Annotated in this window: 27 protein-coding genes; 15 read left to right on the top strand and 12 right to left on the bottom strand. The window is 71.7% G+C overall.

Translation table 11 applies throughout. From position 1 onward, the window contains the following. Positions 1–2 precede the first annotated feature (2 nt). Entirely contained in the window at positions 3–1,232 is a 1,230-nt protein-coding gene (locus KIF24_RS14860) for a PucR family transcriptional regulator (RefSeq protein WP_221084531.1), read from the bottom strand. Positions 1,233–1,316: 84 nt separating this feature from the next. Here KIF24_RS14860 and KIF24_RS14855 point away from each other — a divergent pair, with 84 nt between their 5' ends. Next, the gene (locus tag KIF24_RS14855; protein WP_221084530.1) at positions 1,317–2,411 is read left to right on the top strand and encodes a ferredoxin reductase; all 1,095 of its coding nucleotides are present in this window, start codon (positions 1,317–1,319) and stop codon (positions 2,409–2,411) included. Between the two features lie 16 nt (positions 2,412–2,427). Beyond that, positions 2,428–3,585 (top strand): fatty acid desaturase family protein, encoded by a 1,158-nt coding sequence (locus KIF24_RS14850; protein ID WP_221084529.1) that lies wholly within the window; start codon positions 2,428–2,430, stop codon positions 3,583–3,585. Between the two features lie 154 nt (positions 3,586–3,739). On the opposite strand, the gene KIF24_RS14845 is transcribed toward KIF24_RS14850, so the two are convergent. Both KIF24_RS14845 and KIF24_RS14840 read right to left on the bottom strand, forming a co-directional pair. Beyond that, positions 3,740–3,916, bottom strand: a complete 177-nt coding sequence (locus KIF24_RS14845) for a hypothetical protein (protein ID WP_221084528.1) — start codon at positions 3,914–3,916, stop codon at positions 3,740–3,742. A gap of 99 nt (positions 3,917–4,015) precedes the next feature. Continuing rightward, positions 4,016–4,735, bottom strand: a complete 720-nt coding sequence (locus tag KIF24_RS14840; protein ID WP_221084527.1) for a polyamine aminopropyltransferase — start codon at positions 4,733–4,735, stop codon at positions 4,016–4,018. A gap of 111 nt (positions 4,736–4,846) precedes the next feature. On the opposite strand from KIF24_RS14840, the gene eccB reads away from it, so the two are divergent. Further along, complete coding sequence (gene eccB / locus KIF24_RS14835; RefSeq protein ID WP_221084526.1) at positions 4,847–6,232, top strand: type VII secretion protein EccB; 1,386 nt, start codon at positions 4,847–4,849, stop codon at positions 6,230–6,232. Between the two features lie 115 nt (positions 6,233–6,347). Next, positions 6,348–6,923 (top strand): dihydrofolate reductase family protein, encoded by a 576-nt coding sequence (locus KIF24_RS14830; RefSeq protein WP_221084525.1) that lies wholly within the window; start codon positions 6,348–6,350, stop codon positions 6,921–6,923. Between the two features lie 92 nt (positions 6,924–7,015). On the opposite strand, the gene KIF24_RS14825 is transcribed toward KIF24_RS14830, so the two are convergent. From KIF24_RS14825 to KIF24_RS14810, 4 genes are all read right to left on the bottom strand, one after another. After that, entirely contained in the window at positions 7,016–8,257 is a 1,242-nt protein-coding gene (locus KIF24_RS14825; RefSeq protein WP_221084524.1) for an MFS transporter, read from the bottom strand. Between the two features lie 325 nt (positions 8,258–8,582). Continuing rightward, a complete protein-coding gene (locus tag KIF24_RS14820; RefSeq protein ID WP_221084523.1) occupies positions 8,583–9,014 on the bottom strand; it encodes an arsenate reductase ArsC in 432 nt (143 codons plus the stop codon). Between the two features lie 164 nt (positions 9,015–9,178). Continuing rightward, positions 9,179–10,288, bottom strand: coding sequence for an ACR3 family arsenite efflux transporter (gene arsB / locus KIF24_RS14815; protein ID WP_221084522.1), 1,110 nt, complete (start codon positions 10,286–10,288; stop codon positions 9,179–9,181). Next, the gene (locus KIF24_RS14810) at positions 10,288–10,569 is read right to left on the bottom strand and encodes an ArsR/SmtB family transcription factor (RefSeq protein ID WP_331461136.1); all 282 of its coding nucleotides are present in this window, start codon (positions 10,567–10,569) and stop codon (positions 10,288–10,290) included. The genes arsB and KIF24_RS14810 overlap by 1 nt, the downstream gene beginning before the upstream one ends. Before the next feature lie 151 nt (positions 10,570–10,720). Here KIF24_RS14810 and KIF24_RS32895 point away from each other — a divergent pair, with 151 nt between their 5' ends. Next, positions 10,721–12,064: an arsenate reductase/protein-tyrosine-phosphatase family protein gene (locus KIF24_RS32895; protein WP_230415614.1), complete on the top strand. Its 1,344-nt coding sequence runs from the start codon at positions 10,721–10,723 to the stop codon at positions 12,062–12,064. 416 nt (positions 12,065–12,480) lie between these two features. On the opposite strand, the gene KIF24_RS14795 is transcribed toward KIF24_RS32895, so the two are convergent. Both KIF24_RS14795 and KIF24_RS14790 read right to left on the bottom strand, forming a co-directional pair. Continuing rightward, complete coding sequence (locus tag KIF24_RS14795) at positions 12,481–13,080, bottom strand: class I SAM-dependent methyltransferase (RefSeq protein ID WP_221084520.1); 600 nt, start codon at positions 13,078–13,080, stop codon at positions 12,481–12,483. 23 nt (positions 13,081–13,103) lie between these two features. Next, positions 13,104–13,715: a class I SAM-dependent methyltransferase gene (locus KIF24_RS14790; RefSeq protein ID WP_221084519.1), complete on the bottom strand. Its 612-nt coding sequence runs from the start codon at positions 13,713–13,715 to the stop codon at positions 13,104–13,106. Between the two features lie 118 nt (positions 13,716–13,833). On the opposite strand from KIF24_RS14790, the gene KIF24_RS14785 reads away from it, so the two are divergent. The 8 genes from KIF24_RS14785 (at position 13,834) to KIF24_RS14750 (ending at position 21,644) form a co-directional block, all read left to right on the top strand. Continuing rightward, positions 13,834–15,210, top strand: coding sequence for an MGH1-like glycoside hydrolase domain-containing protein (locus KIF24_RS14785; protein ID WP_230415613.1), 1,377 nt, complete (start codon positions 13,834–13,836; stop codon positions 15,208–15,210). A 227-nt stretch (positions 15,211–15,437) separates the two neighbouring features. Then, positions 15,438–16,082: a phosphate signaling complex PhoU family protein gene (locus KIF24_RS14780; RefSeq protein ID WP_221084518.1), complete on the top strand. Its 645-nt coding sequence runs from the start codon at positions 15,438–15,440 to the stop codon at positions 16,080–16,082. A 206-nt stretch (positions 16,083–16,288) separates the two neighbouring features. Beyond that, on the top strand, positions 16,289–17,257 hold the full coding sequence (locus tag KIF24_RS14775) for a PstS family phosphate ABC transporter substrate-binding protein (RefSeq protein ID WP_221084517.1): 969 nt from the start codon (positions 16,289–16,291) through the stop codon (positions 17,255–17,257). A 1-nt stretch (position 17,258) separates the two neighbouring features. Beyond that, positions 17,259–18,206 carry a phosphate ABC transporter permease subunit PstC gene (gene pstC / locus KIF24_RS14770; RefSeq protein WP_221084516.1) on the top strand — a complete coding sequence of 316 codons (948 nt, stop codon included), beginning with the start codon at positions 17,259–17,261 and terminating at the stop codon, positions 18,204–18,206. Next, the gene (gene pstA / locus KIF24_RS14765; RefSeq protein WP_221084515.1) at positions 18,203–19,120 is read left to right on the top strand and encodes a phosphate ABC transporter permease PstA; all 918 of its coding nucleotides are present in this window, start codon (positions 18,203–18,205) and stop codon (positions 19,118–19,120) included. Before pstC ends, pstA begins: the two co-directional genes overlap by 4 nt. 151 nt (positions 19,121–19,271) lie before the next feature. After that, a complete protein-coding gene (gene pstB / locus KIF24_RS14760) occupies positions 19,272–20,039 on the top strand; it encodes a phosphate ABC transporter ATP-binding protein PstB (protein WP_230415611.1) in 768 nt (255 codons plus the stop codon). Between the two features lie 199 nt (positions 20,040–20,238). Beyond that, on the top strand, positions 20,239–20,988 hold the full coding sequence (locus KIF24_RS14755; RefSeq protein ID WP_221087362.1) for a winged helix-turn-helix transcriptional regulator: 750 nt from the start codon (positions 20,239–20,241) through the stop codon (positions 20,986–20,988). After that, positions 20,985–21,644 (top strand): hypothetical protein, encoded by a 660-nt coding sequence (locus KIF24_RS14750; protein ID WP_221084513.1) that lies wholly within the window; start codon positions 20,985–20,987, stop codon positions 21,642–21,644. The genes KIF24_RS14755 and KIF24_RS14750 overlap by 4 nt, the downstream gene beginning before the upstream one ends. On the opposite strand, the gene KIF24_RS14745 is transcribed toward KIF24_RS14750, so the two are convergent. From KIF24_RS14745 to KIF24_RS14735, 3 genes are read right to left on the bottom strand one after another with little or no spacing between them, the layout of a single operon-like run. Then, complete coding sequence (locus KIF24_RS14745) at positions 21,546–22,160, bottom strand: phosphatase PAP2 family protein (RefSeq protein WP_221084512.1); 615 nt, start codon at positions 22,158–22,160, stop codon at positions 21,546–21,548. The two genes, KIF24_RS14750 and KIF24_RS14745, sit on opposite strands and share 99 nt — an antisense overlap. Positions 22,161–22,179: 19 nt before the next feature. After that, on the bottom strand, positions 22,180–23,448 hold the full coding sequence (locus tag KIF24_RS14740) for an MAB_1171c family putative transporter (RefSeq protein ID WP_221084511.1): 1,269 nt from the start codon (positions 23,446–23,448) through the stop codon (positions 22,180–22,182). After that, entirely contained in the window at positions 23,442–23,900 is a 459-nt protein-coding gene (locus tag KIF24_RS14735) for a hypothetical protein (RefSeq protein WP_221084510.1), read from the bottom strand. Before KIF24_RS14735 ends, KIF24_RS14740 begins: the two co-directional genes overlap by 7 nt. A gap of 610 nt (positions 23,901–24,510) precedes the next feature. Between KIF24_RS14735 and KIF24_RS32890 the strand changes: the two genes are divergently transcribed. Further along, positions 24,511–24,660, top strand: a complete 150-nt coding sequence (locus tag KIF24_RS32890) for a DUF2267 domain-containing protein (RefSeq protein ID WP_331461135.1) — start codon at positions 24,511–24,513, stop codon at positions 24,658–24,660. A 73-nt stretch (positions 24,661–24,733) separates the two neighbouring features. Next, complete coding sequence (locus KIF24_RS14725) at positions 24,734–25,216, top strand: type II toxin-antitoxin system PemK/MazF family toxin (protein WP_221084509.1); 483 nt, start codon at positions 24,734–24,736, stop codon at positions 25,214–25,216. The last annotated feature ends 19 nt before the right edge of the window (positions 25,217–25,235 follow it).

Raw genomic sequence — 25,235 nt, 5'->3', positions numbered from 1 at the left:
GGTCAGGCCGGCGGGGGGATGCCGGCGGGTAGCGCGAGCGCGACGGTCAGGTCCAGCAGGCTCCGCGGATCGGTGAGCCGCTCGCCGTACAGCTGACGCAGCTGCCCCATCCGGTAGCGCACCGTCTGCGGATGGACGAACAGGTCGGCGGCGACGTCGTCGCGCCGCCCCTGGTGCAGCAGCCAGGAGCGCAACGTCTCGGTGAGCCGTTCGGCGGTGGCCGCGGGCAGCGTGGCCAGCGGTAGCAGGACCCGGGCGCGCAGGTCGGCGAGCGCCTCGACATCGGCGCTGAGCAGCACCTCGGCCAGGTGCCGGTCGGTGTCCAGCGGCTCGCCGTCGCTGGGACCGGCGATGCCCAGGGCGACCACCCGGACCACGCGCCGGTAGGACGAACAGGCCCGCGCCCAGGGCCGGGCCGGTCCCAGCACCGCGCGGCGGCCGTGCAACATCCGGGCGAGCTGCCGCCGCCGGTCGCCGTGCACGTCCGGTATCAGCAGCACCGCCGCCTCCTCACCGGGCTCGCCCGCCGGCAGCTCCTCGCTGCTCTCCAGGGTGTGCTCGTCCAGCAGCGCGAGCGCCCCGCGCAGCTTCGCCTGCGGCAGCAGCGCGACGGTGAGCGTCTGCGGCACCGGCCAGCCGGCCCGCTGCGCGCTGCGTATCAGGACGTCCTCCGCCTCGCCGACCAGCAACTGCTGGGTGAGCCGTTCCAGGTTCCGCCGGCGGGCCCGGCCCACGCTGGCCAGCTCGTCGGCGTGCCCGGCCACGCTGGCCGCGGAGAGCTCGTCGATGTAGGCGAACATCAGCTCGGCGAACTCGGCGACCGTGGCGGCGGGCAGCCCGATGCCCACGGCGGAGGCGGCCAACTCCCGCCAGGAGACCCGGGCGCCGACCCGGTACGCGGCCAGCAGCGCGTCGACGCTACGGCCGGAGCGGGCCTCGCCGCTGCCCAGGGCGTACGCTGCCTCCAGCGCCGGGACCAGGGGGGTGCTGGGGTCGCTGGCCTGGGACCGTTCGAGCAGTTGCAGGAACGTGCCCAGCGCGATCTGCACCGCGTTTTCGATCTTGTCACGCATCTGGCCGGTCAGGGTGCCGGAGTAGCTGGGCACCTCGCCCGTGATCGCGGTGACGGTCCGCCCGGCGACGAGCGGTAGCCGGGCGCGCAGTTCGCGGGCCACCCGCTCGTCCAGCTCAAGGCGGGCTGCCCGATTGGTGGTGCCGGAGGTTTCCGCCACAGTTGTTCTCCCCGCACAAAAGGGATGGATTGCTTTACCTTCGCAGGCCAAGATTTTATGCCCCCGCGCCGCGACCATCGTCCTATGACCGCCACCGTTCCGCGACCGGGCACCACCAACGGATCCCTGCGGCGCCGCCTGTGGCGGCTCGCCGAGACGGTGACCACGCCGGTGCTGCCCGGGGACTACCTCGACCTGGTCGCCCCGCTGCGGGCCGGCGCCGACCTGCGCGGCCGGATCGTCGCGGTCCGCCCGGAGACCCGGGACGCGGCGACCCTGGTGATCCAGCCCGGGCGCAGCTGGCGCGGGCACGTCCCGGGCCAGTACATCCGGCTCGGCGTCGACGTCGACGGGGTCCGGCAGTGGCGGGCCTACTCGGTGACCTCCGTCGCGGGCCGTCGCACCGACCCGATCTCGGTGACGGTCAAGGCGATCCCCGACGGTGTGGTCAGCAACCATTTGGTCCGCCGGGTCCGGCCGGGCACGATCGTGCAGCTCGACCAGGCGCGCGGCGACTTCGTGCTGCCGCAGCCCGCGCCGTCGCGGGTGCTGTTCCTCACCGCAGGCAGCGGCATCACCCCGGTGGCCGGAATGCTGCGCTCCGGCGCGCTGGCCGGCAGCGACGTGGTACTGGTCCACTCGGCGCCCACCGCGGCCGACGTGGTCTTCGGCGCGGAGCTGCGCGGCCTCGCCGAGCGGGGCGGGATCCGGCTGGTGGAGCGGCACACCAGCGTCGAGGGCCTGCTGGAGGTGGCCGAACTCGACACCCTGGTGCCCGACCATCTGGACCGGCGGACCTGGGCCTGCGGCCCGCTGGGGCTGCTCGACGCGGTCGAGGCGCACTGGTCGGCCCGGGGCCGGGCCGAGCGGCTGCACACCGAGCGGTTCCGCCCCACCGTGATCACCGCCGGTGACGGCGGGACGGTCACCTTCACCCGGTCGTCGGTGACGGTCGAGGCGGCCGGCGCGACCCCGCTGCTCGACGCCGGCGAGAACGCCGGGGTGCTGATGCCGTCGGGCTGCCGGATGGGCATCTGCTTCGGCTGCGTCCTGCCGCTGCGCGAGGGCGCGGTCCGCGACCTGCGCAACGGCCAGCTCACCACCGCCCTGCCGGGCGACGGCGTGCGCGTACAGACCTGCGTGTCTGCCGCGGCCGGCCCGTGCGAACTCGAAATCTGATCGGAGACCCGCCGACGTGACCGTCATCCAGAAGAAGGCCGCCAACCCGATCGCCCACCTCACCGCCGAGGACATCGAGACCCTCGGCAGGGAACTCGACGCCATCCGGGAGCGGGTGATCGCCTCTCGGGGCGAGCGCGACGCCGCCTACATCCGGAAGGTCATCTCGACCCAGCGCAAGCTGGAGATCGGCAGCCGGGTGGTGCTGCTGTTCTCGCTGTTCCCGCCGGCCTGGATCGTCGGCACCGCCGGGCTCTCGGTGGCGAAGATCCTGGAGAACATGGAGATCGGGCACAACATCCTGCACGGCCAGTGGGACTGGATGCGTGACCCGAAGATCCACTCCGCCAGTTGGGAGTGGGACCATGTCTCCCCGGCCGACCAGTGGAAGCGCTCGCACAACGAGCTGCACCACCGGTTCACCAACGTCGTCGGCAAGGACAACGACCTCGGCTACGGCATCATGCGGGTCGACGAGGACCAGCCCTGGCACCCGGCGTATCTGGGCCAGCCGCTGTACAACTTCGTCAACGCCTGCTTCTTCGAGTACGGCATCGCCGCGTACGACCTCGACCTGGCGGAGAACCTCAAGGACGGGCGGCACAAGGACCCGCAGTTCCGGGCCCGGGTCCGCGCGGTCGGCCGGAAGATCCGTCGCCAGGTCCTCAAGGACTACATCGTGCACCCGCTGCTGTCCGGCCCGTCGTTCTTCCACACCATGGCCGCCACCTTCACCGCGAACCTGATCCGCAACCTGTGGAGCCACTCGGTGATCATGTGTGGGCACTTCCCGGAGGGCGTGGAGACCTTCGAGAAGTCCTCCATCGAGGGCGAGAGCCGAGGGGAGTGGTACGTGCGGCAGATGCTCGGTTCGGCCAACATCAGCGGCAGCCGGCTGCTGCACATCATGACCGGCAACCTGTCGTTCCAGATCGAGCACCACCTCTTCCCCGACCTGCCGAGCAACCGCTACCAGGAGATCGCCCCCGAGGTGCGGGCGCTGTTCGACCGGTACGGGCTGAAGTACACCACCGGGTCACTGCCCCGGCAGGTCTTCTCGGCCTGGCGGAAGGTCTTCCGGTTGGCCCTGCCCAACCGCCGCCGGCCCGCCACCCCGACCGCCCCGCTCGACGACACCGGCGACCGTCCGGCCCGGGCTCTCGTCGCGGCCTGACCCGGGGGCCTACCGCCGAAATCCATCGGAACGTGACGCCGGCCGGGGCGGCGGGAACCTGGACGTGCTCCGCGCCCTGTCGGGCTGAGAGCGCAGACGGATCAGCCCGACCCTGACCGGGTCGGCTGCGCCGCGGGCGGCGGGCTCGCCCCGGCTAATGGCGGCCGGGGTAGTTGCGGACCGCCTGGCGACCGCGCAGGAAGCCCAGCACGATCACCGCGGCGAGGGCGATCACGCCGATGATGACCAGCCAGCGGACCGCCTCGAGGAGCAGCCCGAGCAGGATCAGTACGCCGGCGACCACGCCGACGACCCAGAGCAGGGCACGCATCTCCACCTCCCGTACGGCCGCCGGTCGGTCCGGTCGGCCTGCGGCCCCGGCTACCCGATCCCGCCCAGCTCATGCCGTCTGGGCAGGTAGACGGCGAGATCAGGGGGAAGTCTGCGCGACGTAGACGGTGTTTGTCGACTCGCCGCCGGTCAGCGGATTGGCGAAGCGCACCACATGACTGCGGTGGGTCGCGAACACGGCACCGAGGGCGGCCTCGAAGCCCGGGTCCGGCGGGTCGTCCGACCAGAGGGCGAAGGCCCCGCCCGGGTGCAGCAGCCGCGCCAGCCGGCGCAGCCCGTCAGGTTCGTAGAAGGCGGCGTGGCTCGGATGCAGCCGATGCCGGGGGGAGTGGTCGACGTCCAGCAGCACGGCGTGGAACCGGCGCCCGGCGTCGTCGGGGTCGAGGCCGTCCGGACCGGCCACCCGGGCGAAGAAATCGGCCCGCACCAGCCGGGTACGCGGATCCGTGGCCAGCCCGGCGGCGAAGGGCAGCAGACCGCGCCGGTGCCAGTCGATGACGTCCTCGACCGCCTCCACCACCAGCAGCGAGGCGACCCGGTCGTCCCGCAGTGCGGTGCGGGCGGTGTAGCCGAGCCCCAACCCGCCGACGACGACATCGAGGCGGTCGCCGGCCAGCGGCGCCAGCCCCAACCGGGCCAGCTCGATCTCACCGGCGGTGAACAGGCTCGACATCAGGAACTCGTCGTCGAGCTTGACCTCGTACACCTCCAGGTCGAGCCGGGGATCGCGGCGCCGGCGCAGGCTGATCTCGCCGAGTGGGGTCGGCCGCCAGGCCAGTTCCTCGAAACGTACGCTCACCGCCGGAATGCTACCGGCCGGTGCGGTGCCGCCCGCGGCGTGACGCACGGTCCCCGGCACATCGACGCACCGCATATCCTGTGCCCCGACCGTTTCGCCGGAGGGGAATCCATGCCGTCGCGGCAGGACCAGCTGCACTCGTACCAGTTCACCATCCAGCGCACGGTGGCCGCCCTGGTGATGCGCGAGACCGACCCGGTGCGGTCACCGTTTCGCCGGCTCGCCGGCGCCGGGATGGCCAGCGTGCTGGTGGCGGTCATCGCGCTGGGCGGCGCGGCCCTCCACGGCCTCTTCGTCGGCGGCGGGGCGAAGTGGCGCGACACCGGGGCGGTCATCGTGGAGAAGGAGTCCGGCGCCCGGTTCGTCTACCGGGAGGAGCGGCTGCACCCGGTGCTCAACTACGCGTCCGCGCTGCTCATCATCGGCGCGGAGCGGCCGAAGACCGTGCTCGTGTCGCGCCGGTCGATCGACGGGGTGCCGAGGGGGCGGCCACTGGGCATCGCCGACGCCCCCGACTCACTGCCCGCGGCGGGCCGCCTCGCCGCCGCGCCGTGGACGGTCTGTTCGGTCACCGCCACCGAGGGCCGGCCCGCACCGTGGTCGGTGCTGATGGTCGGCGCCGGCAGCACCGACGGCGACGGCGGCCGGCCGCTCGGGCGGGACGGGCTGCTGCTACGTGATCCCGACGGTCGGCTGCACCTGGTCTGGCAGCAGCGGCGGCACCTGATCCGCGACACCGAGCGGGTGTTGGCGGCACTGGCGACCACCCGGTCCCGGGCCGTCCCGGTGGCCGCGGCCCTGCTGAACGCGGTGCCGGCCGGCACCGACCTGGCCCCACCGGACCCGCCCGGCCTCGGCCGGCGGTCCGCGCGGGTCTCCGCGGCCCGGATCGGTGACGTGCTGCTGGTGACCAACTCCGGCGGCGGCCGGCAGTACGCCGTGGTGCTGCGCGACGGGCTCGCCGGCATCACCGAGCTGCAGGCCGGCCTGCTGCTCGCGCGTACCGGCCAGCGGGAGCCGGAGCAGATAAGCCTCGGCCGCTTCGCCGCCCTGCCCCAGTTGCCAGATCGCGCGCCGACCGGGCCCGACGCGCCACCGAGCGCGCCGCCCCGGCTGGTCACGGTGGACTCGTCGGCGGTGTGCGCGCGGGTCGGCGGCGACACCGGTCCGGTCGAGCTGCGGCTGGGTGTGGAACTGCCCGCGCTGGCCCCGGCGCCGCAACAGCCGACCGACTCGACGACCGCCGACCACGTGCTCGTGGAGCCGGGGCGGGGCGCGGTCGTCGAGTCGGTCGCCGCGCCGGGTGCCACCGGCGGGGCGATCTCCGTGGTGACCGACCTCGGCCGCCGGTACACGCTCGCCGGCCCCGACGTGACCGGCATGCTCGGCTACGGTGACGTCCGACCCGTCCGGCTGCCCGCGGGCGTGGTCAGCCTCGTCCCCGCGGGCGCGTCGCTCGACCCGGACACGGCGCGCCAGCCTGCCACTCCCGCCTGACCCGCTCGGGCTCCGGAAAGTGGTAGGAGATTTCTCGGCGTGGGCTGTCGAATCCGGCGACTCCCGCTCGTCGCACTGACGACAGCAGGTCAGACCAACACCAAGGAGCAACCGCATGCGTACCCTGATCGCCACCGCGTTCGTCTCGCTCGACGGCGTCGTCGAGGCACCCGGCGGAGAACCGGGCTACCGCAACTCGGGCTGGACCTTCAACGACATCGCGTTCGACGAGGCCGCCTACGAGATCAAGGGCCGCGAACAGGACGAGGCCACGGCAATGATGCTGGGCCGGGTCAGCTACCAGGCGTTCGCGCCGGTGTGGCCGGACATGACCGACGAGTTCGCCGGCTACAACGCGATGCCGAAGTACGTCGTGTCGACCAGCCTGAAAGAGCAGGACCTGGTGTCCAACTGGGGGGAGATCGTCATCCTCCGGTCGCTGGACGACGTCGCCGCGCTCAAGCAGACCGAGGGTGGGCCGATCAGCATTCACGGCAGCGCGACGCTGCACCGCAACCTGTCCGACGCCGGTCTGATCGACCGCTACCACCTGCTGGTCTTCCCGGTCCTGCTCGGTGCGGGCAAGCGGCTGTTCAGCGACACCGACCGGGACAAGCAGAACCTCAACCTCGTCGAGAGCGAGTCCTACGCCAACGGAATCCAGAAGCTGGTCTACGACGTCGCCCGCTGACCAGGGCCACGGCCCGCACGGCCCCTCGTCCAGGGTGGTGGGGCTCGGTGGGTGTCTGTTCCGGTGGTCGCGGTGCTGCTGCCCGGGGGAGGTCAGGCGGGCGGCACCGGAGTCGCGCTCCGGACGAGCATGCCGGTGGCGGCGAGGACGCAGCAGGCACCCACGGCACCGAGCAGGAGAAGGTATCCGCCGCCGGTGTGCAGGATGGCAGCGGCGCCGAGTGGGGCGGTGGCCCTGGCGATGGTGACCGGGGCGGCGAGTCGCCCGGCAATGGTGGCGTAGGCGGCGGTGCCGTAACGGTCGGTGAGGAGGGCAGGGGTGGCGAGATGGGCGATGCCGAAGCCGATACCGAATCCGGTAACGGTGATGACGGCGCCGATCCGGCTGCCTCCGGTGAAAGGCAGGGCGAGGACGGCAGCGGCCTGGACGGCGAAGACCGTGGCGACGATGGTGGTGACCGGTAAGTGGCGTCGGGCGGCGGTGAGGACGAGTCTGCCGGTGACGGACAGGACGCCCAGGAGGCCCGTGGCGGTGGCGGCGAAGGTGGCGGGGTGGCCGCGGCTGGTGAGGTAGCCGATGAGGTGGACGGCGATGGTGCTGGTGGCGGCGCCGTGGGCGATGAGGGCGGCGGTGAGGATCCAGAATCGAGGGTCGTGGGTGGCGGTGCGGGCCGCCGCCCGTCGCTGGGTGCGGTCCGAAAGCGCTGCGGCGGTGGGCGCGGCGGGGGGTGGGGGTGTGCGGATGGTGAGGGCGTGTAGCGGCACGGTTAGCAGTCCGTGAATGGCGGCGAGCGCGAGCAGCGTGGTACGCCAGCCGAGGTGAGCGATCAGGAGACCGGTGAGGGGCATGAAGATGGTGCTGGCGAACCCGGCGACGATGGTGACTGCGAGCAGGGCGGTGGGGCGTCGGTCGGGGGTGAACCAGGAGACGATGACGGCGAAGGCGGGTTCGTAGAGGACCATCGCGCCGGTGATTCCAATGCCGGTCATGACGGCGTAGAGCTGTCCGATGGTCTGGACCTGGGACCAGGCGACCAGGAGGGCGGTGGCGGTGATCGAGCCGGCGGTCATGAGCGCCCGGCCGCCGTGCCGGTCGAGCCAGCGGCCGATGGGGATTGCCATGAGGGCGCCGGCGAGAACGCTGGCGGTGAGTGCGCCGGTGACGGCGGTGGTGGAGGCGTCGAGGCTGGTGGCCATGGGTCTGAGGAGGACGGCGTAGGCGTAGTACAGGGTGCCGTAGCCGACGGTGGAGGTAATGGCGAGTGCGGCGACGATGCGCCACCGCTGGTGTTCGCCGCCTGTCGAGTCGGCGGACACCAGCGTGGATGTGGTCATCAGCCGGTGCAGCAGGCGCCGGCCCGGCAGCTTGCCGGGGTGGCCGCCGTCCGGCCCACGTAGACCTGTCCGAGCGGGTCTGCCGACACAGACCACATCATCCGCAACACCCTGTCCTTCGCTGATGGCTACTTGCCCCATGGCTGTGTCTTGACGACTGTCGAAACAGAGACTGGACACTGATTAGAGATATGTCAACCTAGAGTTATGCCGAAACAGCCGTGCCGCTCGCCGTGATCGACCTGGACGCTGACCCGCCCGGGTGCCCGGCGCGGGCGCAGCGTCGAGTACGGGCGGGGACCGCCGCGGCTTTCACACCCGCGTTCTAGTCCCTCGGTGATCGCGCCGTGCGCGGGGCCGGCGCCAGGTCGCCGATGAGCTGTTCGACGCGGTGACGGATGTCGTCACGGATGGGTCGTACTGCCTCGATGCCCTGACCGGCGGGGTCGTCGAGTTTCCAGTCCTCGTAGCGCTTGCCGGGAAAGACGGGGCAGGCGTCGCCGCAGCCCATGGTGATGATGACGTCGCTGGCTTCGGCTGCCTCGTACCCGAGCTTCTTCGGGGTCTGGTCGGTGATGTCGATGCCGACTTCGGCCATGGCCTGTACGGCGGCCGGGTTGATCTGGCTGGCGGGGGCGGAGCCGGCGGAGCGGACTTCGACGGAGTCGCCGGCGAGGTGGCGCAACCAGCCGGCGGCCATCTGGGAGCGGCCGGCGTTGTGGACGCACACGAACAGGACGCTGGGCTTGTCGGACATCAGGTCGGGTTCCTCCACAGACGCGGGATTGCTGTCGACGGGCTCAGCCTAGATGTCGCTGAGCGGGCGGTCGCCGCGGAAGACGGTCACCGCCGGGGCCGGGTGCGGATCCGGCGGGATCCGCACCCGTGGGGGCATGGTTGATCGGACGCCGGGGGCCCGGCTCACGGCACCCGTGCTGGTGACGTGGCGGCTGCGGTGGTGTCGGGAAAGAGTCGACGGCGTAGCGCGAGGCTGACGTACACCAGGCCGACGAGGACCGGCACCTCGATCAGCGGACCGACGACACCTGCGAGGGCTTGGCCGCTGGTGACGCCGAAGGTGCCGATCGCGACGGCGATGGCGAGTTCGAAGTTGTTGCCGGCGGCGGTGAACGCCAGGGTGGTGGTGCGTTCGTAGTTCAGGCCGATCGCCCAGCCGATGGCGTAGGACCCGGCCCACATGATCGCGAAGTAGGCGATCAGCGGTACCGCGATCAGCGCCACGTCCCAGGGGTTGCTGGTGATGGCCTCGCCTTGCAGGGCGAACAGCAGCACGATGGTGAACAGCAACCCGTACAGGGCGATCGGGCCGATGCGTGGCAGGAAGCGGCTCTCGTACCAGATGCGCCCCTTGGTGCGTTCGCCGACGCGCCGGGTGAGGTAGCCGGCGAGCAGTGGGATGCCGAGGAAGATCAGGACGTTGACCGCGATCTCCCATCCGGAAACCTCCAGCGCGGCACCGGACAGGTTCAGCCACTCGGGCAGCACCGAGAGGTAGAACCAGCCCAGCACGCCGAACGCGAGCACCTGGAACCCTGAGTTCAGGGCGACGAGTACGGCGGCGGCCTCCCGGTCACCGCAGGCCAGGTCGTTCCAGATGATGACCATCGCGATGCAGCGGGCCAGCCCGACGATGATCAGCCCGGTGCGGTATTCGGCGTGGTCGGCCAGGAAGATCCAGGCCAGTGCGAACATCAGGGCCGGGCCGAGGACCCAGTTGAGCACGATCGACCAGGCCAGCAGCCGGCGGTCAGCGGTGACGGTGTTGAGCTTGTCGTAGCGGACCTTGGCCAGTACGGGGTACATCATCACCAGCAGCCCGACCGCGATCGGCAGCGAGATCTCGCCGATCTTGACCGCCTCCAGGGCGGTGTTCAGACCGGGCACCCAGCGGCCCAGCAGCAGCCCGGCGGCCATGGCCAGACCGATCCACAACGGCAGGAAGCGGTCCAGCCCGGACAGTCGGGCCGTTACCGCCGGTGGTGCGCCGGCGGAATCGATCGTGGGGGACATCAGCACTCCCGGCGGGACTCGGAGTTGGCGGCGGCCCGGTGGGCCAGGTCGGACAGCTCGGCGGCGGCGGCCTCCAGGGCGTCGGGCAGCAGCCGGTAGTAGGTGAATCGGCCGTGCGGCTCGGCCGCGACGAGGCCGGCCTCCCGCAGCGCCCGCAGGTGGTTCGACACGTTCGGCTGTTTGGCCCCGGTGTCGGCGACCAGGTGACAGGTGCAGGCTGGCCCGTCGGCGAGCAGCGCGACGATCCGCGCGCGCAGCGGGTCGGCCAGTAGACGCGACACATCAGGCAGCCGTGATATCAGCACGAGATGATCAAAGCATGGCTCCCGACGCCCTGCCCAGCCGATGGGACCGGCGTCACAGTCCCGGCGAGACGCTGCCTGCGGTGGAGAGGACTTGACGAGTGCATATTACGCAACCAAAATTGAGTCGATGAGCGTAGAGCATTTCTCCCTGGAAGCGCGGGCCCGGTTGCATGCAGCGCTGGGTGATCCGTCCCGGTTGGCGGTCGTGGACTCGCTGCTGGTGGCCGACGCGGCACCGGGTGAGATCGCCCGTGCTCTGAACATGCCAACCAACCTCGTCGCCCACCACCTGAAGGTGCTCCAGGAGGCCGGTCTGCTCAGCCGGGTACGTTCCGAGGGTGACCGGCGGCGCACCTACCTGCGACTGATTCCCGATGCCCTGGCCGGCCTACATCCGACGCCGGCGTGGACCGCCCCGCGCGTGGTGTTCGTCTGCACGCAGAACTCCGCCCGCTCGCAGCTGGCCGCCGCGTTGTGGCGTCGCCGGAGTCCGGTCCCCGCTACCTCGGCGGGCACCCTTCCCGCGCCGCGCATCCACCCGCGGGCGGTGCGGGTCGCCCACCGGCACGACCTGGACCTGCCGGACACGGCGCCGGTGCACATCGCGGACGTGCTGCGCCCCGACGACCTGGTCGTGGCCGTCTGCGACAACGCCCATGAGGACCTGGGCGCGCAGCCGAACCAGCGCCTGCACTGGTCGGTGCCCGACCCATCCCGCGCCGACACCGACGCCGCTTTCGAAACCACCCTCACCGAGCTGGCCGGCCGCGTCGACCAACTCGCCCCCGCCATCACCCTCGGAGGACCGATGACCGGCACCACCGCACACCACCGCGACGACCTGTCCATGGACCAGGCCACCGCCCTGCACACCGCAGCCGTGCGGCTGCGCCAGGAGTTCGCCGACGCCTACGGCACCGAAACCATCGAACGGTTTCTGCACACCAGCTACGAACAGTTCGCCGCCCGCAGCACCGTGGCGCACTTCCTGCCGCTGCTCGCCGAACGCTTCGCCCGCCAGCGACTGACCGCCCAGGCCCGCATCGAGGGCCTACGCGACGACCCGCGCCCGATCGTGCTGTTCCTGTGCGTACACAACGCCGGCCGATCCCAGATGGCACTCGGATTCTTCACCCGACTCGCCGGCGACCGGGCGATCGCCTGGTCCGGCGGGTCACTACCGGGCGACGCGATCAACCCCGCCGTCGTGGCCGCCATGGCCGAACGCGACATCGACATCACCGGCGAGTACCCCAAGCCGTGGACCGACGAGGTCGTACAGGCCGCCGACGTCGTGGTCACCATGGGCTGCGGCGACGCCTGCCCGATCTTTCCCGGCAAGCGCTACGAGGACTGGAGCTTCGACGACCCCGCCGGCCTCGGTCTGGACGCCGTGCGACCTATCCGCGACGCCGTCGAACGTCGCGTCCGCCGACTGCTCGACCAGCTCAGCGTGCCCGCCCGCCACTGACCCGCAACCCTCCGTCCAGGACAGGGCCGCAATGCACTGGGCCGCACTGGCCGCGGTCGTGGCCGTCGCTCGGGGTGCTGATCGCCACCGGGCTGGCCGCGGTCCTCGCCCGTGACCTGATCGCGGCACCGGCTGGCGGGCACGGCGTGCTCCTCGTGCTCGCCAGCCGTGCTCGGCGCCGGCCTGGCAGCTGGCGCCACCGTGCACGGGCAGCCCCTGCCGGCTGGTGCCCGGAGGCGCGGGTCTTCCTACCGACCTGATGTCACACAGAAGTAAGAGAGTCTCTGTGACATCACGCTCGTGACCACAAGGACTCTCCAGCGCCAACCGGCAAGCCGGTACCGGCTTACCCGTGCCAGGAGCGCCAGCGGGCGGCGTAGGCGCCATCGGCGCGGACGAGGGAGCCGGGCTACCGATCACGCCCGGCGCAGGATGCTGACCGCGAAGCCCGCGCCGTCGCGCCAGGGGCGCAGGTCCCAGGTGGCGAACCGGTGCTCCAGCCGCAGGCCGGCACCGACCACGTCGGCGTCGAAGTCGCTCAGCGGGTAACCCCGGTCGGTGCCGAAGCCGACCGCGACCACCCCGTCCGGGTGCAGGTGCGCGGCGACGCGGCGCAGCACCGTGCGTTCGGTGCCCGCGGCGAGGAAGGCCATCACGTTGCCGGCCAGCACCGCGGCGTCGAACGGCTCGCTCTCGCCGGCCGCCGCGAGGTCCAGCTCGGCGAGGTCGGCGATCAACCAGCGCGGCGCCGGGTGGTCGGCCCGGGCAGCGTCGATCAGGACCGGGTCGGCGTCCACCCCGACCACCGTGTGACCGCGGGTGGCCAGTTCGGCACCGACCCGGCCGGTGCCGCAACCCGCGTCGAGGATCCGCGAACCCGGCGGCACCAGCGTGTCGACGAGTCGTGCCTCACCGGCCAGGTCGGCGCCCTCGGCCGCCAACTGCCGGAACCGGTCGACGTACCACTGCGAGTGCTCGGGACCGGTGTCGGTGGCCCAACGGGTCGGTTCGCTCATGCCATCACGGTAGCCAGGCGCGGTCAGGGGCGTCGGGCCACCGTCACGAACTCGTTGTAGGTGAACAGCTTGCCGGCGGCCCGGTGGAACGGGAACGAGTACTGGCGCAACACGGTCAGGCCGAGTTCCCGGCAGGTTTCGGCCGCCTCGGTGAAGCCGACGAAACGGACGTGGGAGGCGTCGCTGTGGTAGCCACGCTCCTGCGGGGTGATGAAGACCACCCGACCGCCGGAGCGGACGAACGGCAGGTACGACGCGACCACCTCGCGGGCCTGCTCAGCCGGCAGATGTTCCAGGAGGTGCGCGGCGAGCACCGAGTCGAAGGCGTCCGGGCGGGCGTACTCGGAGCGGAGGAACTCCTCGGTGGTGTACGCCGTCAGGCCGAGATTCCGCGCGTGCGCCACGGAGGTGGGGTTGTGGTCCACGCCGACCGCACCGGTGCCCAGATTGATCAGGTTGCGGCCGAGCCCGGAGCCGACGTCGAGGGTCCGGCCCAGCCGCAACCGCCGCAGGTTCCACCGGTACGGCGCCTGCACGTCCAGCAGCCGCTTCCAGCGCGCCCCGCTGAGCCGCCGCAACCGCTGGGTGTAGTCCGCACCCTCGGTGGCGGTGGGACCTTGCCGTGCGCGCCTCATCCGGGGCTCCTCCGCGTCTCGGTACTGCTCGACCCCCGCCGCTGCGCCCCCGTGCGCAGTGACCCCTACCACGATCGTCTAGCCTAGCGGGAAGCGCAGTGCTACCAGGATGTGACATATGGTGAACCGGACTGCTCCATCGGCCTTGCCGGGCACGGCACCGAGCGGCGGTGCCGCCGACGGCGACACCCCGGGGGAGCACGGTCGACTGTGGCAGTTGGCCCGCGCCACCCTCGACGGCAACTGGGAACACGATCACACGGTGCCGTCGCGCACCCTCTACCCGCACCAGTGGAGCTGGGACTCGGCGTTCGTCGCGATCGGCTGGGCCCACATCCGGCCCGACCGCGCCTGGTCGGAGCTGACCAGCCTGTTCCGCGGGCAGTGGCGCGACGGCCGGGTGCCGCACATCGTCTTCAACCCGGTGGTGCCGGGAGGCGCGTACTTTCCCGGGTCGGGGTTCTGGGCCACCACGGAGGTCGAGGGCACGCCGCCGATGGCCACCTCGGGACTGGTCCAGCCGCCGGTGCACGCGCTGGCCGCCTGGCACGCGTACCGTCGCGCGCGGTCCGACGAGGGTCGCGCCGCGTTGCGCCGGCTCTACCCGGGCCTGGTGGCGCAGCAGCGCTACCTCGCGACCCGGCGCGACGTCGGTGGCGGCGGGCTGGCCAGCATCGTCCACCCGTGGGAGTCCGGATTGGACAACAGCCCCGCCTGGGACGCTCCGCTGTCCGCCGTGCCGGCCGAGGCGGCGGTGATGCGCGGGTACCGGCGGCGCGACACCGTGCACGCCGCGCCCGCGCACCGACCCACCGACCTGGACTACGCGCGGTACGTCGCGATCGTCACCGCGTACCGGGCGGCCGGCTACCGTGACGAGGGCCTGGCCGACCGGCATCCGTTCCTGGTGGAGTGTCCACTGTTCAACTCCGCCATGGGCGCCGCCGAGCAGGCGCTCGCCCGGATCGCCGGTGAGATCGGTGCGGATCCGGGCCCGCACCGGGAGCGCGCGGCGCGGATCACCGAGGCGGTGTTGACCCGGTTGTACGACCCGCAGACCGGCACGTTCCATCCCCGTGACCTGAATACCGGGCGGTTGACCCCGGCCCGGACGGTGCTCGGCCTGGCCCCGCTGATCCTGCCCGACCTGCCGGCGCGGTATGTCGAGGCGGTGCTCGTCGAGGCCCGTTCGGCCCGGTTCGGTCTCGCCGTCCGGATGGCCCGCCCGCTGCCGAGTCACGACCGCACCGCGGCCGACTTCGAGCCGTTGCGTTACTGGCGCGGGCCGACCTGGATGAACGTCAACTGGCTGGTCCGGCAGGGACTGCTCGGGCACGGGCAGGACCGGCTGGCCGCCGGCCTGCACGCGTCGATGATCGGGCTGGCCGCGACGGCCGGCTGCCACGAGTACTTCCACCCGGACACCGGCGCCGGCCTGGGCTCCCCGGCCTTCAGCTGGACGGCGGCACTGCTGCTGGACGTGCTGGCCGACTGACCGGCCGCCGTCTTGGTCACGGCCCAAGTGGCGACCAACGTTGCCGCCCGGTCACGGCCGGTTGCCCCGGCGTCGCCGTGCCACAGCCGGACATCGCGGCCGGCACGCCGGGTGGCGGTGGCCGCTTGGCCGGTAGGTTGCAGGTCAGGGCCGGCCATGCCGACCGACGCCGGGTGTGGTCGTGGCCCCGGAGGTGGGCGGCGACCCGGTTGGACGGAGGGGGCACGATGGCTCGGGACAGCTACGACGAGCAGCTCGACCGGGTCACCGGCGTGCTGGCGTCGATGAGCCGGAACGCCGGTGCCGCGATCCGGGGCGCCAGTGCCGCCCTGCTCGACGTGGACCGGGGGGCCGCCGAGGCGGTGGTCGCCGGTGACGCGGTGCTGGACGGCCAGCGGGCCGAGGTCGAGGCGATGATTCCCGAGGTGCTGGTCCGGCACCAGCCGGTCGCCTCCGACCTGCGCCTGCTGGTGTGCGCGCTGCGGATCGCGAGCTGCCTGGAACGGATGGGCGACCTCGCGGTGCACGTCGCGAAGATTGCCCTGATGCGGCACCCGATCGGGGTGGTTCCGGAGCCGGCGGTGCCGGTGATGACCGCGATGGCCGACGCGGCGGCCCGGATCGCCGACAAGACCGCGATCGTGCTGGCCACCCGCGACCGGCTGGACGCGATGCAACTCGGGCTGGACGACGACGAGGTCGACGCCGCCCAGGAGCGCCTGCTGTCGCTGCTCGCCTCCCGTTGGCCGTACGGGGTGGAGTCGGCGATCGACCTGGCCCTGGTCGGCCGGTACTACGAGCGGTTCGCCGACAACGCGGTCAACGTGTCGCGGCAGGTCGTCTTCCTGGTGACCGGGACGATCCGGCTCTGATCAGTTGCCGGATGGGCAGTACCCATTCCGGGCATCCGGTGCGCTCGGGGCCGGAACGTCACATCCCGTCGCCGATTCGGCCACTGCCGGAGCCGTCAAGTTCATTTTTCGTTCACCCGGCTCGGCCGGGCCGGCTACCTGAGCCTCCTACCTTGACTGCGTACGGCCCGGACGGGCTGATGCACCCCAATAGAGAGGCTTACCTGGTGAACCGCAACGTGCTTTCGCGGCGCGTCCTCGCTGGCGTCGCGCTCGCCGCGCTCGCGCTTACCGGCTGTGGTGGTAACGCCGAGAGTGACCCCGCCGGTGGCGGCGAGGCGCTCTCTGGTGAGGTCAAGGTCGACGGCTCGAGCACCGTGGCTCCGCTGAGCGAGGCCGCCGCCTCGTTCTACGGCGAGCAGGCCGGGCAGCCCGGCGTGCAAGTCTCGGTCGGCACCTCCGGTACCGGTGGTGGCTTCGAGAAGTTCTGCAAGGGCGAGACCGACATCTCCGACGCCTCGCGCCCGATCAAGGATGAGGAGAAGGCGGCCTGCGATGCTGCCGGCATCCAGTACAAGGAACTGATCGTCGCGAACGACGCCCTCACCGTCGTCGTCAACAAGGACAACACCTGGGCCGAGTGCCTGACCGTTGACCAGCTGAAGAAGATCTGGGAGCCGAACTCGAAGGTCGCCAACTGGAACGAGGTCGACCCGTCCTTCCCGAACGAGCCGCTGAAGCTCTTCGGCGCGGGCACCGACTCGGGCACCTTCGACTACTTCACCGACGAGATCAACGGTGAGGAGGGTGCCAGCCGCACCGACTACACCGCCTCGGAGAACGACAACGTCACGGTGCAGGGCGTCGCGGGCACCAAGGGCGGCCTCGGCTACTTCGGCTTCACCTACTTCGAGGAGAACGCCGACAAGCTCAAGGCCCTCAAGGTCGACGGCGGCGACGGCTGCGTCGGGCCGAGCCTGGAGACCGCGCAGGCGAACACCTACAAGCCGCTGTCCCGGCCCCTGTTCATCTATGTCAGCGACTCCGGTGTGAAGAAGGCGCAGGTCGCCGACTTCGTGACCTTCTACATCGAGACGATCGACGACGTCGTCGCGGAGGCGAAGTACGTCCCGCTGACCGAGGCGCAGAAGACCACCCTGAAGGCCGAGTTCGACGCGCTGAAGGCTTCGATCTGACGTGACCACCAGCACGCACAGCGCCGGTTCCGCCGCGGGGGCAACCCTGCGGCGGGGCCGGCGCCGCCCCGTGGAAAGCATCGTCAAGGTGCTGCTCGTGGCCGCCGCCTCCGTGTCGATCGTGACCACGATCGGCATCGTGATCGCGCTGGTCGACCCGACGATCGAGTTCTTCCAGCACGTCAGCGTCGTCGAGTTCGTCACCGGCACCAGCTGGACGCCTACCTTCGCCCAGAAGTCGTACGGCGTGCTGCCGCTGGTCGCCGCCACCTTCATGGTGACGGTCATCGCGCTGATCATCGCGGTGCCGATCGGTCTCGGCTCGGCGATCTACCTCTCCGAGTACGCCGACCGGCGGGTCCGCAAGGTGCTCAAGCCGATCGTCGAGTTGCTTGCCGGCGTGCCGACCGTGGTGTACGGCTTCGTCGCCCTGTTCGCGCTCAACCCGCTGCTGCAACGGTGGTGGCCCACCGGTGACGGTCCCGCCTTCCAGAACCTGCTCATCGCCGGCATCGCGATGGGCATCATGATCGTGCCAACGATCGCCAGCATCTCCGAGGACTCGATGGCCGCCGTGCCGCGCAGCCTCCGCGAGGGCGCGTACGCGCTCTCCTCAACGAGGATGCAGGTGTCGACCCGGGTGGTGCTGCCGGCCGCCATCTCCGGCATCGTCGCGGCGGTGGTGCTCGGCATCTCCCGCGCGGTCGGCGAGACGATGATCGTCACCATCGCTGGTGGCCTGACCTCCGACCGGGTGGTGTTCGACCCGCTGGAGGGCGCGGCCACCATGACCGCCTTCATCGCCAACATCTCCTCCGGTGACATCCCGGTCGGATCCCTCGACTACGACTCGGTCTTCGCCGTCGGTGCGCTGCTGTTCCTCATCACCTTCGCGCTCAACGCGGTGTCGATCCGGATGGTCCGTCGCTTCAGGGAGGTCTACGAGTGACCGCGCCCACCCTCACCCCCACCCGGCCGGACCCGTCCGGGCCGGGTTCCGCTTTGACCCAGCGCCGCAGCCGGCCGGGCGAGATCGCCTTCCGGCTGGCCATGCAGGCGTGCCTACTCATCGCCTTCGGCGTGCTCACCGCCCTGCTCACCTGGGTCCTGGTCAAGGGCTGGAACCGGCTCGACTCCCGGCTCTGGACGCAGATGCCCACCGGCCTGACCAGCCGACTGGAGATGGCCGGCGTGCAGTCCGCCCTGGTCGGTACGCTGTGGATCATTGCGCTGGTCGCCGCGATCTGCCTGCCGATCGGCATCCTCTCCGCGATCTACCTGGAGGAGTACGCGGACAACACCCGCTGGTACAACCGGCTGCTGGAGCTGAACATCCAGAACCTGGCCGGCGTGCCGTCGATCATCTTCGGCATCCTCGGTCTGGGCATCATCGCCCGTGCGCTCGGCTTCGGGTTCACCATCACCACCGCGGCGATCGTGCTGTCGCTGCTGGTGCTGCCGGTGGTCATCATCGCCACCCGGGAGGCGATCCGCGCGGTGCCGCAGTCGATCAGGCAGGCGTCCTACGCGCTCGGCGCCACCAAGTGGCAGACCGTCTCCCGGCAGGTGCTGCCCTCGGCCGTGCCCGGCATCGCGACCGGTTCGATCCTGGCGCTGTCGCGGGCGATCGGTGAGGCGGCTCCGTTGATCGTGCTCGGCGCGGTCACCTTCATCACGTTCAACCCGACCGGGCTGGAAAGCGCCTACACGGCGCTACCGATCCAGATCTACACCTTCATCACCCGCCCGCAGGCCGAGTTCACCGAACTCGCGGCGGGAGCGATCGTGCTTCTGCTGGCGATCGTGCTGGCCATGAACTCGATCGCGATCTTCGTGCGGAACCGCTTCGAGAAGCGGTGGTGATCATGAGTGCCGAGCAGCTGTACCGCCCCAACCATGAGCCAGAGGTGACCCTGTGAACCAACCCGGTACCGCCAGTCGCCCAACGGTCAGTATCTCCGCCGTCGGCGGGACCGAGACCGTCGGCCGCCAGTCCATATCGACCACCCCGGTCATGGAACTCAACGGCGTCAGTGTCTTCTACGGCGGCTACGAGGCCGTCCAGGATACGTCGATGCCGATCCAGGACAAGCAGATCACCGCGATGATCGGCCCGTCGGGCTGCGGCAAGTCCACCATCCTGCGCTCGCTGAACCGGATGAACGACCTCATCCCGGGTGCCCGGGTCGCCGGCTCGGTCACCTACCACGGCCAGGATCTCTACGCGAAGGACGTCGACCCGATCGAGGTGCGTCGACGGATCGGCATGGTCTTCCAGAAGCCGAACCCGTTTCCCAAGTCGATCTACGACAACGTGGCGTACGGCCCGCGGGTGACCGGCATGAACGTCTCCAACATGGACGACCTGGTAGAGAAGGCGCTGCGCGACGCGGCGCTCTGGGACGAGGTCAAGGACAAGCTCAAGACCAGTGGCCTGTCGTTGTCCGGCGGTCAGCAGCAGCGGCTCTGCATCGCCCGCACGATCGCCGTCAAGCCCGAGATCATCCTCATGGACGAGCCCTGTTCGGCGCTCGACCCGATCGCCACGGCGAAGATCGAGGACCTGATGTTCGAGCTGACGAACGACTACACGATCGTCATCGTCACGCACAACATGCAACAGGCCGCCCGGGTCAGCCACTACACGGCCTTCTTCACCGCCGAGGTGGACGAGCAGCAGGAGCGGCACGGCCGGCTGGTCGAGTTCACCCAGACGGGCAAGTTGTTCACCAACCCTGCCGACAAGCGCACGGAGGACTACATCACCGGTCGCTTCGGCTGACGTCGGGGGCGGTCGGTCGTGCTTGGCCGGGTTCGCCGCCGGCGTGTCGCCCTCTGCCGGCGCCGCGCCGGGTGGCGGCCCGGCTCGACGGCGCGGCGCTGGTGCCTACCGACCGTACGGGTGCGTGAAGTACGGCGGACTTGCCTGCGCGCGCGAGGGCGTCGCGATGGGCCTCAACCTGAACCGGAGCCGGTGTGCGATGAACAATCTCGTCGAGGCCACCAGGGGTGACCATCGATCCGACGGGCGTTTCGTGCTGCTCGTGGTGGACGACGACGAGGGCGTCGGTGCGCCGCTGGTCGCCCAGCTGGCCGAGCACCGGGTACGCGGACACCACTTCACGCACGCCGCCGAGGCCCTGCTGGCCGCCGGTGCCCTGCAACCCGACGCGGCCGTCGTGGCCGCCGGGCTGGCCACCATGAGCTGCACCGAGTTGGTGCGGTTGCTCGCCCGCCGGGCCGGTATCCCCACCGTGGTCGGGGTCGGCGACGACGACGGCGGGGTGGCCGTGGCCGCACTCAAGGCCGGCGCCACCGCCTGCGTCCGGCGGCCGTACCGGGCCTCCGAGGTGCTGCCGATCCTGCGGGCGATCCGCCCGGAGACCGCCGGCGCCCTCGATCCACCGATCGAGCTCGGCGGGCTGCGGGTCGACCCGGCGACGTTCGAGGTGAGCCTGCACGGGCGGACGGTGGCGCTGCCGTTGAAGGAGTTCCGGCTGCTCTACTTCTTCATGAGCCACGCGGAGCGCACCGTGACCCGCGAGCAACTGCTGGCCGCGGTCTGGGGTGGCATCTCCGACGACACGTCGAACACCCTGACGGTGCACATCAAGCGGCTGCGCCGGCGGCTCGCGCTGGACGGCGACCAGGCGCCGATGATCGTGACCGTGCGGGGCCTGGGCTACCGGTTCGTGCCCGCCCCGGCAACGGCAACGCCGTCGACGTCGTGAACGTGCCGGCGCAGCCGTCGTACCCGCTGCCGGTGGACGCCGCGGGGCCGCCGCCGGAGGGGATGGTCCTGGTGGCGGTGCCGCTGGCGTACATCCCGCACGTGGCCCGGCTGCTGGCCGACCTCGACGCCCGGCGACGGGTCGGTCAGGTTCCCCGGCGCCGCGTGGAGCCGGTCCCCCCGTCGCCGGCGAACTGGACGGTCGAGGCGTTGCGTCGGCTCAGCCAGGGGTGCAGCGTCACCCACCGGACGGTGACGGCGGTGCTCGACGCGCTCGCCGCCGAGCCGGGGCGGCTGTTCACCGTCCACGACCTGGCCCAGGCCACCGGCCGGCACCGGAAGAAGATCGTCGGAGCGCTGGCGGGGCTGACCCGGCTGCTGAAGGCACATTACGACTACGCCGGCCGGGGGCTGCCGTTCGACCGGGTGGCCGGCCGGCCGGAGGCGCCGCGGGAGCTCCGCTACACCATCGACGCGGTGCGGGCCGCGCGCTGGCGGGAGGCGCGGACGGGCGACGACGCGGCGCCGGCGGTCGCCGGCGCGGTCAGCCCGGCCGGCTCAGCCGAGCAGGACGAAGAACGGGGCGCCGACGAGCGGGCCGAGCACGGTGCCGGCGACCACCTGGGCGGCGGTGTGGTCGCGCAGCCTGACCCGTGACCAGCCCACCACCGCGACCACGCCCAACAGCGGCGTCGCCACCAGGCCGAACACGAAGATCAGGGCGGACACCGACGCGGCGCTGATCGCCGCATGGGCGCTGATCTTCCAGACCTGGTTGACCGCGAGGATGGCGGCCAGGATGGCGAGCATTCCCACGACCAGGGCGACCAGCGGCGGCGGCGCGCCGAGCAGCACCAGCGCGGTCAGGCCGACCAGGACGGACAGCGACCCGAGGAGCAGGGGACGGCGGCGCTGGCTGCGGACGCGGATGTGGTGGTCGGTCAGCGCACCACGCCGCACGCCCCACCAGATGATCGCGTACGGCACGGCAGAGCAGAACAGCACGGCCAGCAGGCCCCAGCCGAACCCGACCGCCACGGCCGGCGCGGTGCTGTGCACGGCGACGACCAGGGGCATGACGGCGGCGAACACCGCGGGCGCGAACACCTCGGTGCTGGCCCGAGCCAGCCGGTGGGCGGCGGTGCGGGCGTCCTGGTCGACGACGGTGGGCATGGGCTACCTTCCGGCCGGGTCACCGTCGTACGGCTGGGCCGCCGCGGTTCCGGTGCGGGGATCGCATCCCGCGATTATCGTCCTGAACCAGCGGCGTCGACAGCGCCCGGGCGACTTGGGCCAGCCAGGTCACCTGGTCGGCCGCGCCGAGTTCGGTGCCGGGGCCGGCGAGCGGATCCGGCCGGCCTGCGGTCTCGTCGGCGGCGGGCGCGCCGGCGCGTCGCGCCCGCAGCGCCGCACCGACCACGGCGGCCTCGACGACGGCCGCCCGCTGCTGCTCCGGGAGACCCCGCTGGCGGGCCACCCGTTGTGCGTGGCCGGCGACGTTCGCCGACATCCAGGGGCGCAGGCTCGCGTACCCGTCGAGGATCTCCACAGTGATCCTGACCCGGCGCAGCGAGGCGTCCCGGGCGACGGCGAGGGCACCGGGCAACCCGCTGCCCGGGGGAAGCAGCGCGATCTGCGGCAGCACCTCGTGGATGCGTCGCCACAGCGGGTACAGGCGCCGGTAGTCGCGCAGTGCTCCCGCCCACTCCCAGAGCCGGTCGAGCCCGATCATCGGCCCCCACGAGGGGATCGTGGACCCGATCAGCACCAGCAGGATCGAGGTGGTGAAGGCGAGCACGACCAGCGCGTCGGCGGCCAGTGCCCAGTCCGGCCGGAGGATGCCCACGGCCACGGCGAGCAGTTTGGCCGACACGTAGGCCAGGCCCCACAACGAGCCGCCGACGATCAGCCGGAGCCCGAGTCGCAGCAGCGGCCGGTGGGCGATCCGGGCGTACCGGCCGGCCAGGATCACCACCTGCACCAGCGACCAGCCCAGGTAGCCCAGGTAGACGTAGAGGAACGGCGCGTCGAAGGGGTCGCCGTAGTACTCGCCGTCGCGCACCCGCGGGTCGTCCAGCCCGGCGGCGGCCGGTGTGACGGCGGACAGGGCCGCCATCGCCGCCACGGTGACGAGCAGTGCCCCGCCCCGGCGCCGCACGCTCCGGCGGGTCTGCACGCCGTCACTGGTCAGGTAGAGCAGGAACGCCTGGGCGGCGGTGGCGCAGAGCAGGGACAGGCTGTTGGAGATGAGTCGGGCGACGTCCAGGACCCCGAGGAGCCGGTCGATCCCGGGCATGAACGGCTGGATCGTCATCGACAGGGTGATCGCCAGCAGCGCCAGGCACAGCGCCCGAAGTGGCCGGTTGCCCGGATCCCGGGCCAGGTCGCGCAGTTTGTACAGGCTCATGCCCCAACACGCCAGGGTCACCACGATCATCGCGCCCCGCAGGATGCTCACCACTGTGGGGCCCGTCCCTCAAGCGTCGCGTCCCGGCGGCTGCGCGCGGCGGCCTCCAGCCGTTGTACCTGCTCGATCATCGCCACCACGGCCGCGTGGCCCTCGGGTGACAGGCGGGCGTCGACCAGCCGCATCGCCACCTGCTTGATGTGCGGGTCGGTCAGCGCGTGGACCAGATCCTGCGGATCCGGCCCGGCGGGGCGGCCGGTGAAGAAGCCGGGCGGTCGGCCGAAGAAGGCGGCGATGGCCTCCATCGCCGACCGGCGTGGATCCGGGGCCCGACCCTGGCGGAGGTTGCTCAGATGGGTGTGGGAGATCTTGCAGCCGCGGCGGGTCAACTCGGCGGCCACGTGCCGGACGCTGTACGGCTTGCCGGCCGGGTCCCGGGTGGTGCGGAACAGCCAGTCGAGGCGCTCGGCGAAGGTGTCGCCGGGTCGGTCGGGGGCCTCAGGCATCGGGACTCCTCGCGAAGCGGAACATCAGATTTACACGAGGGTTCGATCTGGAATCAAGCGTTGACAAGACTCCTAACAGTACGCGTACGATAACGATCACTTGGCAACCATTGTGGCCGGATCGCTCGATTCTGGCAGCGTTGGCTGCCAGTGGTCTTTCGAGCACGTGCACGTGGTGCGAAACGGGGGCGCGACGTGCCGTGCGAGCCGTCGTACGCCGGCCGGAAGACCTCGGGGTGTCCCGCGTCCGCCGGGCCGGAGCCGACGGCTCCGGCCCGCCGGTGGTTTCCGGACCCATGGCGCACCGGCCGACCGTGCCGCCCTCGGTGCCGGAGCGACCCCTGACGAGCGTTGTTTGTCGGGCACCGACGGGGGTAAGCCGCGCCGTGGGGTTTCCGTTGTTCGTCGCCGGGGTGTCGCGGCGCTCCGGGCTGGCGCCCGACCTGGCCGCCACCGTCGCGCGGGCGGTGCTGCGGACCGTCGCGGAGCGGATGGCCGGCGACCCGCCGGCCGACCCGACCGGGTACCTGCCGGCCGAGCTGGGTGACGGCGCCGCGGGATCTCCGGCCGGCCCGCGGACTTCCTGCGCCGGGTCGGCCAGCGGGCCGGGGTGGACGAGCAGACGGCGGCGGTGGGGACGGCCGCGGTCTTTGCGACGCTGCGGGAGACGGTCACCGTCGGCGAGTTCCAGGAGATGGTCGCCCGGCTGCCCGCCGGCGCGGCCGGTCCGATCGCCGGGCCGGGCGAGCCGCGGCCGTAACGCGCGGCGGATCCGTCCACCGGCGCCGGATCCTGCCGGCGGGGTGGTGCACGGCAGCGGATAGGCTGCCGCCGTGGCAGGTCTGTTCAGGAACATGGCAGCCCGGGTCGGTGCGGTGATCCCGAGCCCGCGGCGGGCCGGACCGACGCCGGCGAAGCTCGCGCGACCGCGTCAGGTCACCGCGCTGCGGCGCCGCGAGCTGTCGTACGCCCCGGAGCCCGACGGGCAGGCCGACCCGGGCGAGATCGTCTGGACCTGGGTGTCCTACGAGGACGATCCCCGGCAGGGCAAGGACCGGCCGGTGCTGGTGGTGGGCCGGCACAGCCGGACGTTGTTCGGGCTGATGCTCTCCAGTCAGCGTGACCGCGACGGGGACCGGCACTGGCTGGCCCTCGGCCCGGGTGCGTGGGACCGGGACGGGCGCCCGAGTTGGGTGCGGCTGGACCGGGTGCTGACCATGCGGGAGGACAGCATCCGCCGCGAGGGCGCGGTGCTGGACCGGCCCCGGTTCGACCGGGTGGGCCAGGCGCTGCGCGCCGGGTACGGCTGGCGCTGAGCGCCCCGCCGCGACCGCG

The organism is Micromonospora tarapacensis, assembly GCF_019697375.1.
In the GTDB taxonomy this organism is placed as follows: domain Bacteria; phylum Actinomycetota; class Actinomycetes; order Mycobacteriales; family Micromonosporaceae; genus Micromonospora; species Micromonospora tarapacensis.
Note: the sequence above shows the minus strand (reverse complement) of the source record. Positions and strands in the feature narration are given on the sequence as shown.

Excerpts from the sequence above, each read along its gene's own strand:
- KIF24_RS14855 (WP_221084530.1), top strand. The coding sequence starts at position 1,317 with ATGACCGCCACCGTTCCGCGACCGGGCACCACCAACGGATCCCTGCGG.
- KIF24_RS14845 (WP_221084528.1), bottom strand. The coding sequence starts at position 3,916 with ATGCGTGCCCTGCTCTGGGTCGTCGGCGTGGTCGCCGGCGTACTGATC.
- eccB (WP_221084526.1), top strand. The coding sequence starts at position 4,847 with ATGCCGTCGCGGCAGGACCAGCTGCACTCGTACCAGTTCACCATCCAG.
- KIF24_RS14830 (WP_221084525.1), top strand. The coding sequence starts at position 6,348 with ATGCGTACCCTGATCGCCACCGCGTTCGTCTCGCTCGACGGCGTCGTC.
- KIF24_RS14825 (WP_221084524.1), bottom strand. The coding sequence starts at position 8,257 with ATGACCACATCCACGCTGGTGTCCGCCGACTCGACAGGCGGCGAACAC.
- KIF24_RS14820 (WP_221084523.1), bottom strand. The coding sequence starts at position 9,014 with ATGTCCGACAAGCCCAGCGTCCTGTTCGTGTGCGTCCACAACGCCGGC.
- arsB (WP_221084522.1), bottom strand. The coding sequence starts at position 10,288 with ATGTCCCCCACGATCGATTCCGCCGGCGCACCACCGGCGGTAACGGCC.
- KIF24_RS32895 (WP_230415614.1), top strand. The coding sequence starts at position 10,721 with ATGAGCGTAGAGCATTTCTCCCTGGAAGCGCGGGCCCGGTTGCATGCA.
- KIF24_RS14795 (WP_221084520.1), bottom strand. The coding sequence starts at position 13,080 with ATGAGCGAACCGACCCGTTGGGCCACCGACACCGGTCCCGAGCACTCG.
- KIF24_RS14790 (WP_221084519.1), bottom strand. The coding sequence starts at position 13,715 with ATGAGGCGCGCACGGCAAGGTCCCACCGCCACCGAGGGTGCGGACTAC.
- KIF24_RS14785 (WP_230415613.1), top strand. The coding sequence starts at position 13,834 with ATGGTGAACCGGACTGCTCCATCGGCCTTGCCGGGCACGGCACCGAGC.
- KIF24_RS14780 (WP_221084518.1), top strand. The coding sequence starts at position 15,438 with ATGGCTCGGGACAGCTACGACGAGCAGCTCGACCGGGTCACCGGCGTG.
- pstB (WP_230415611.1), top strand. The coding sequence starts at position 19,272 with ATGGAACTCAACGGCGTCAGTGTCTTCTACGGCGGCTACGAGGCCGTC.
- KIF24_RS14755 (WP_221087362.1), top strand. The coding sequence starts at position 20,239 with ATGAACAATCTCGTCGAGGCCACCAGGGGTGACCATCGATCCGACGGG.
- KIF24_RS14745 (WP_221084512.1), bottom strand. The coding sequence starts at position 22,160 with ATGCCCACCGTCGTCGACCAGGACGCCCGCACCGCCGCCCACCGGCTG.
- KIF24_RS14735 (WP_221084510.1), bottom strand. The coding sequence starts at position 23,900 with ATGCCTGAGGCCCCCGACCGACCCGGCGACACCTTCGCCGAGCGCCTC.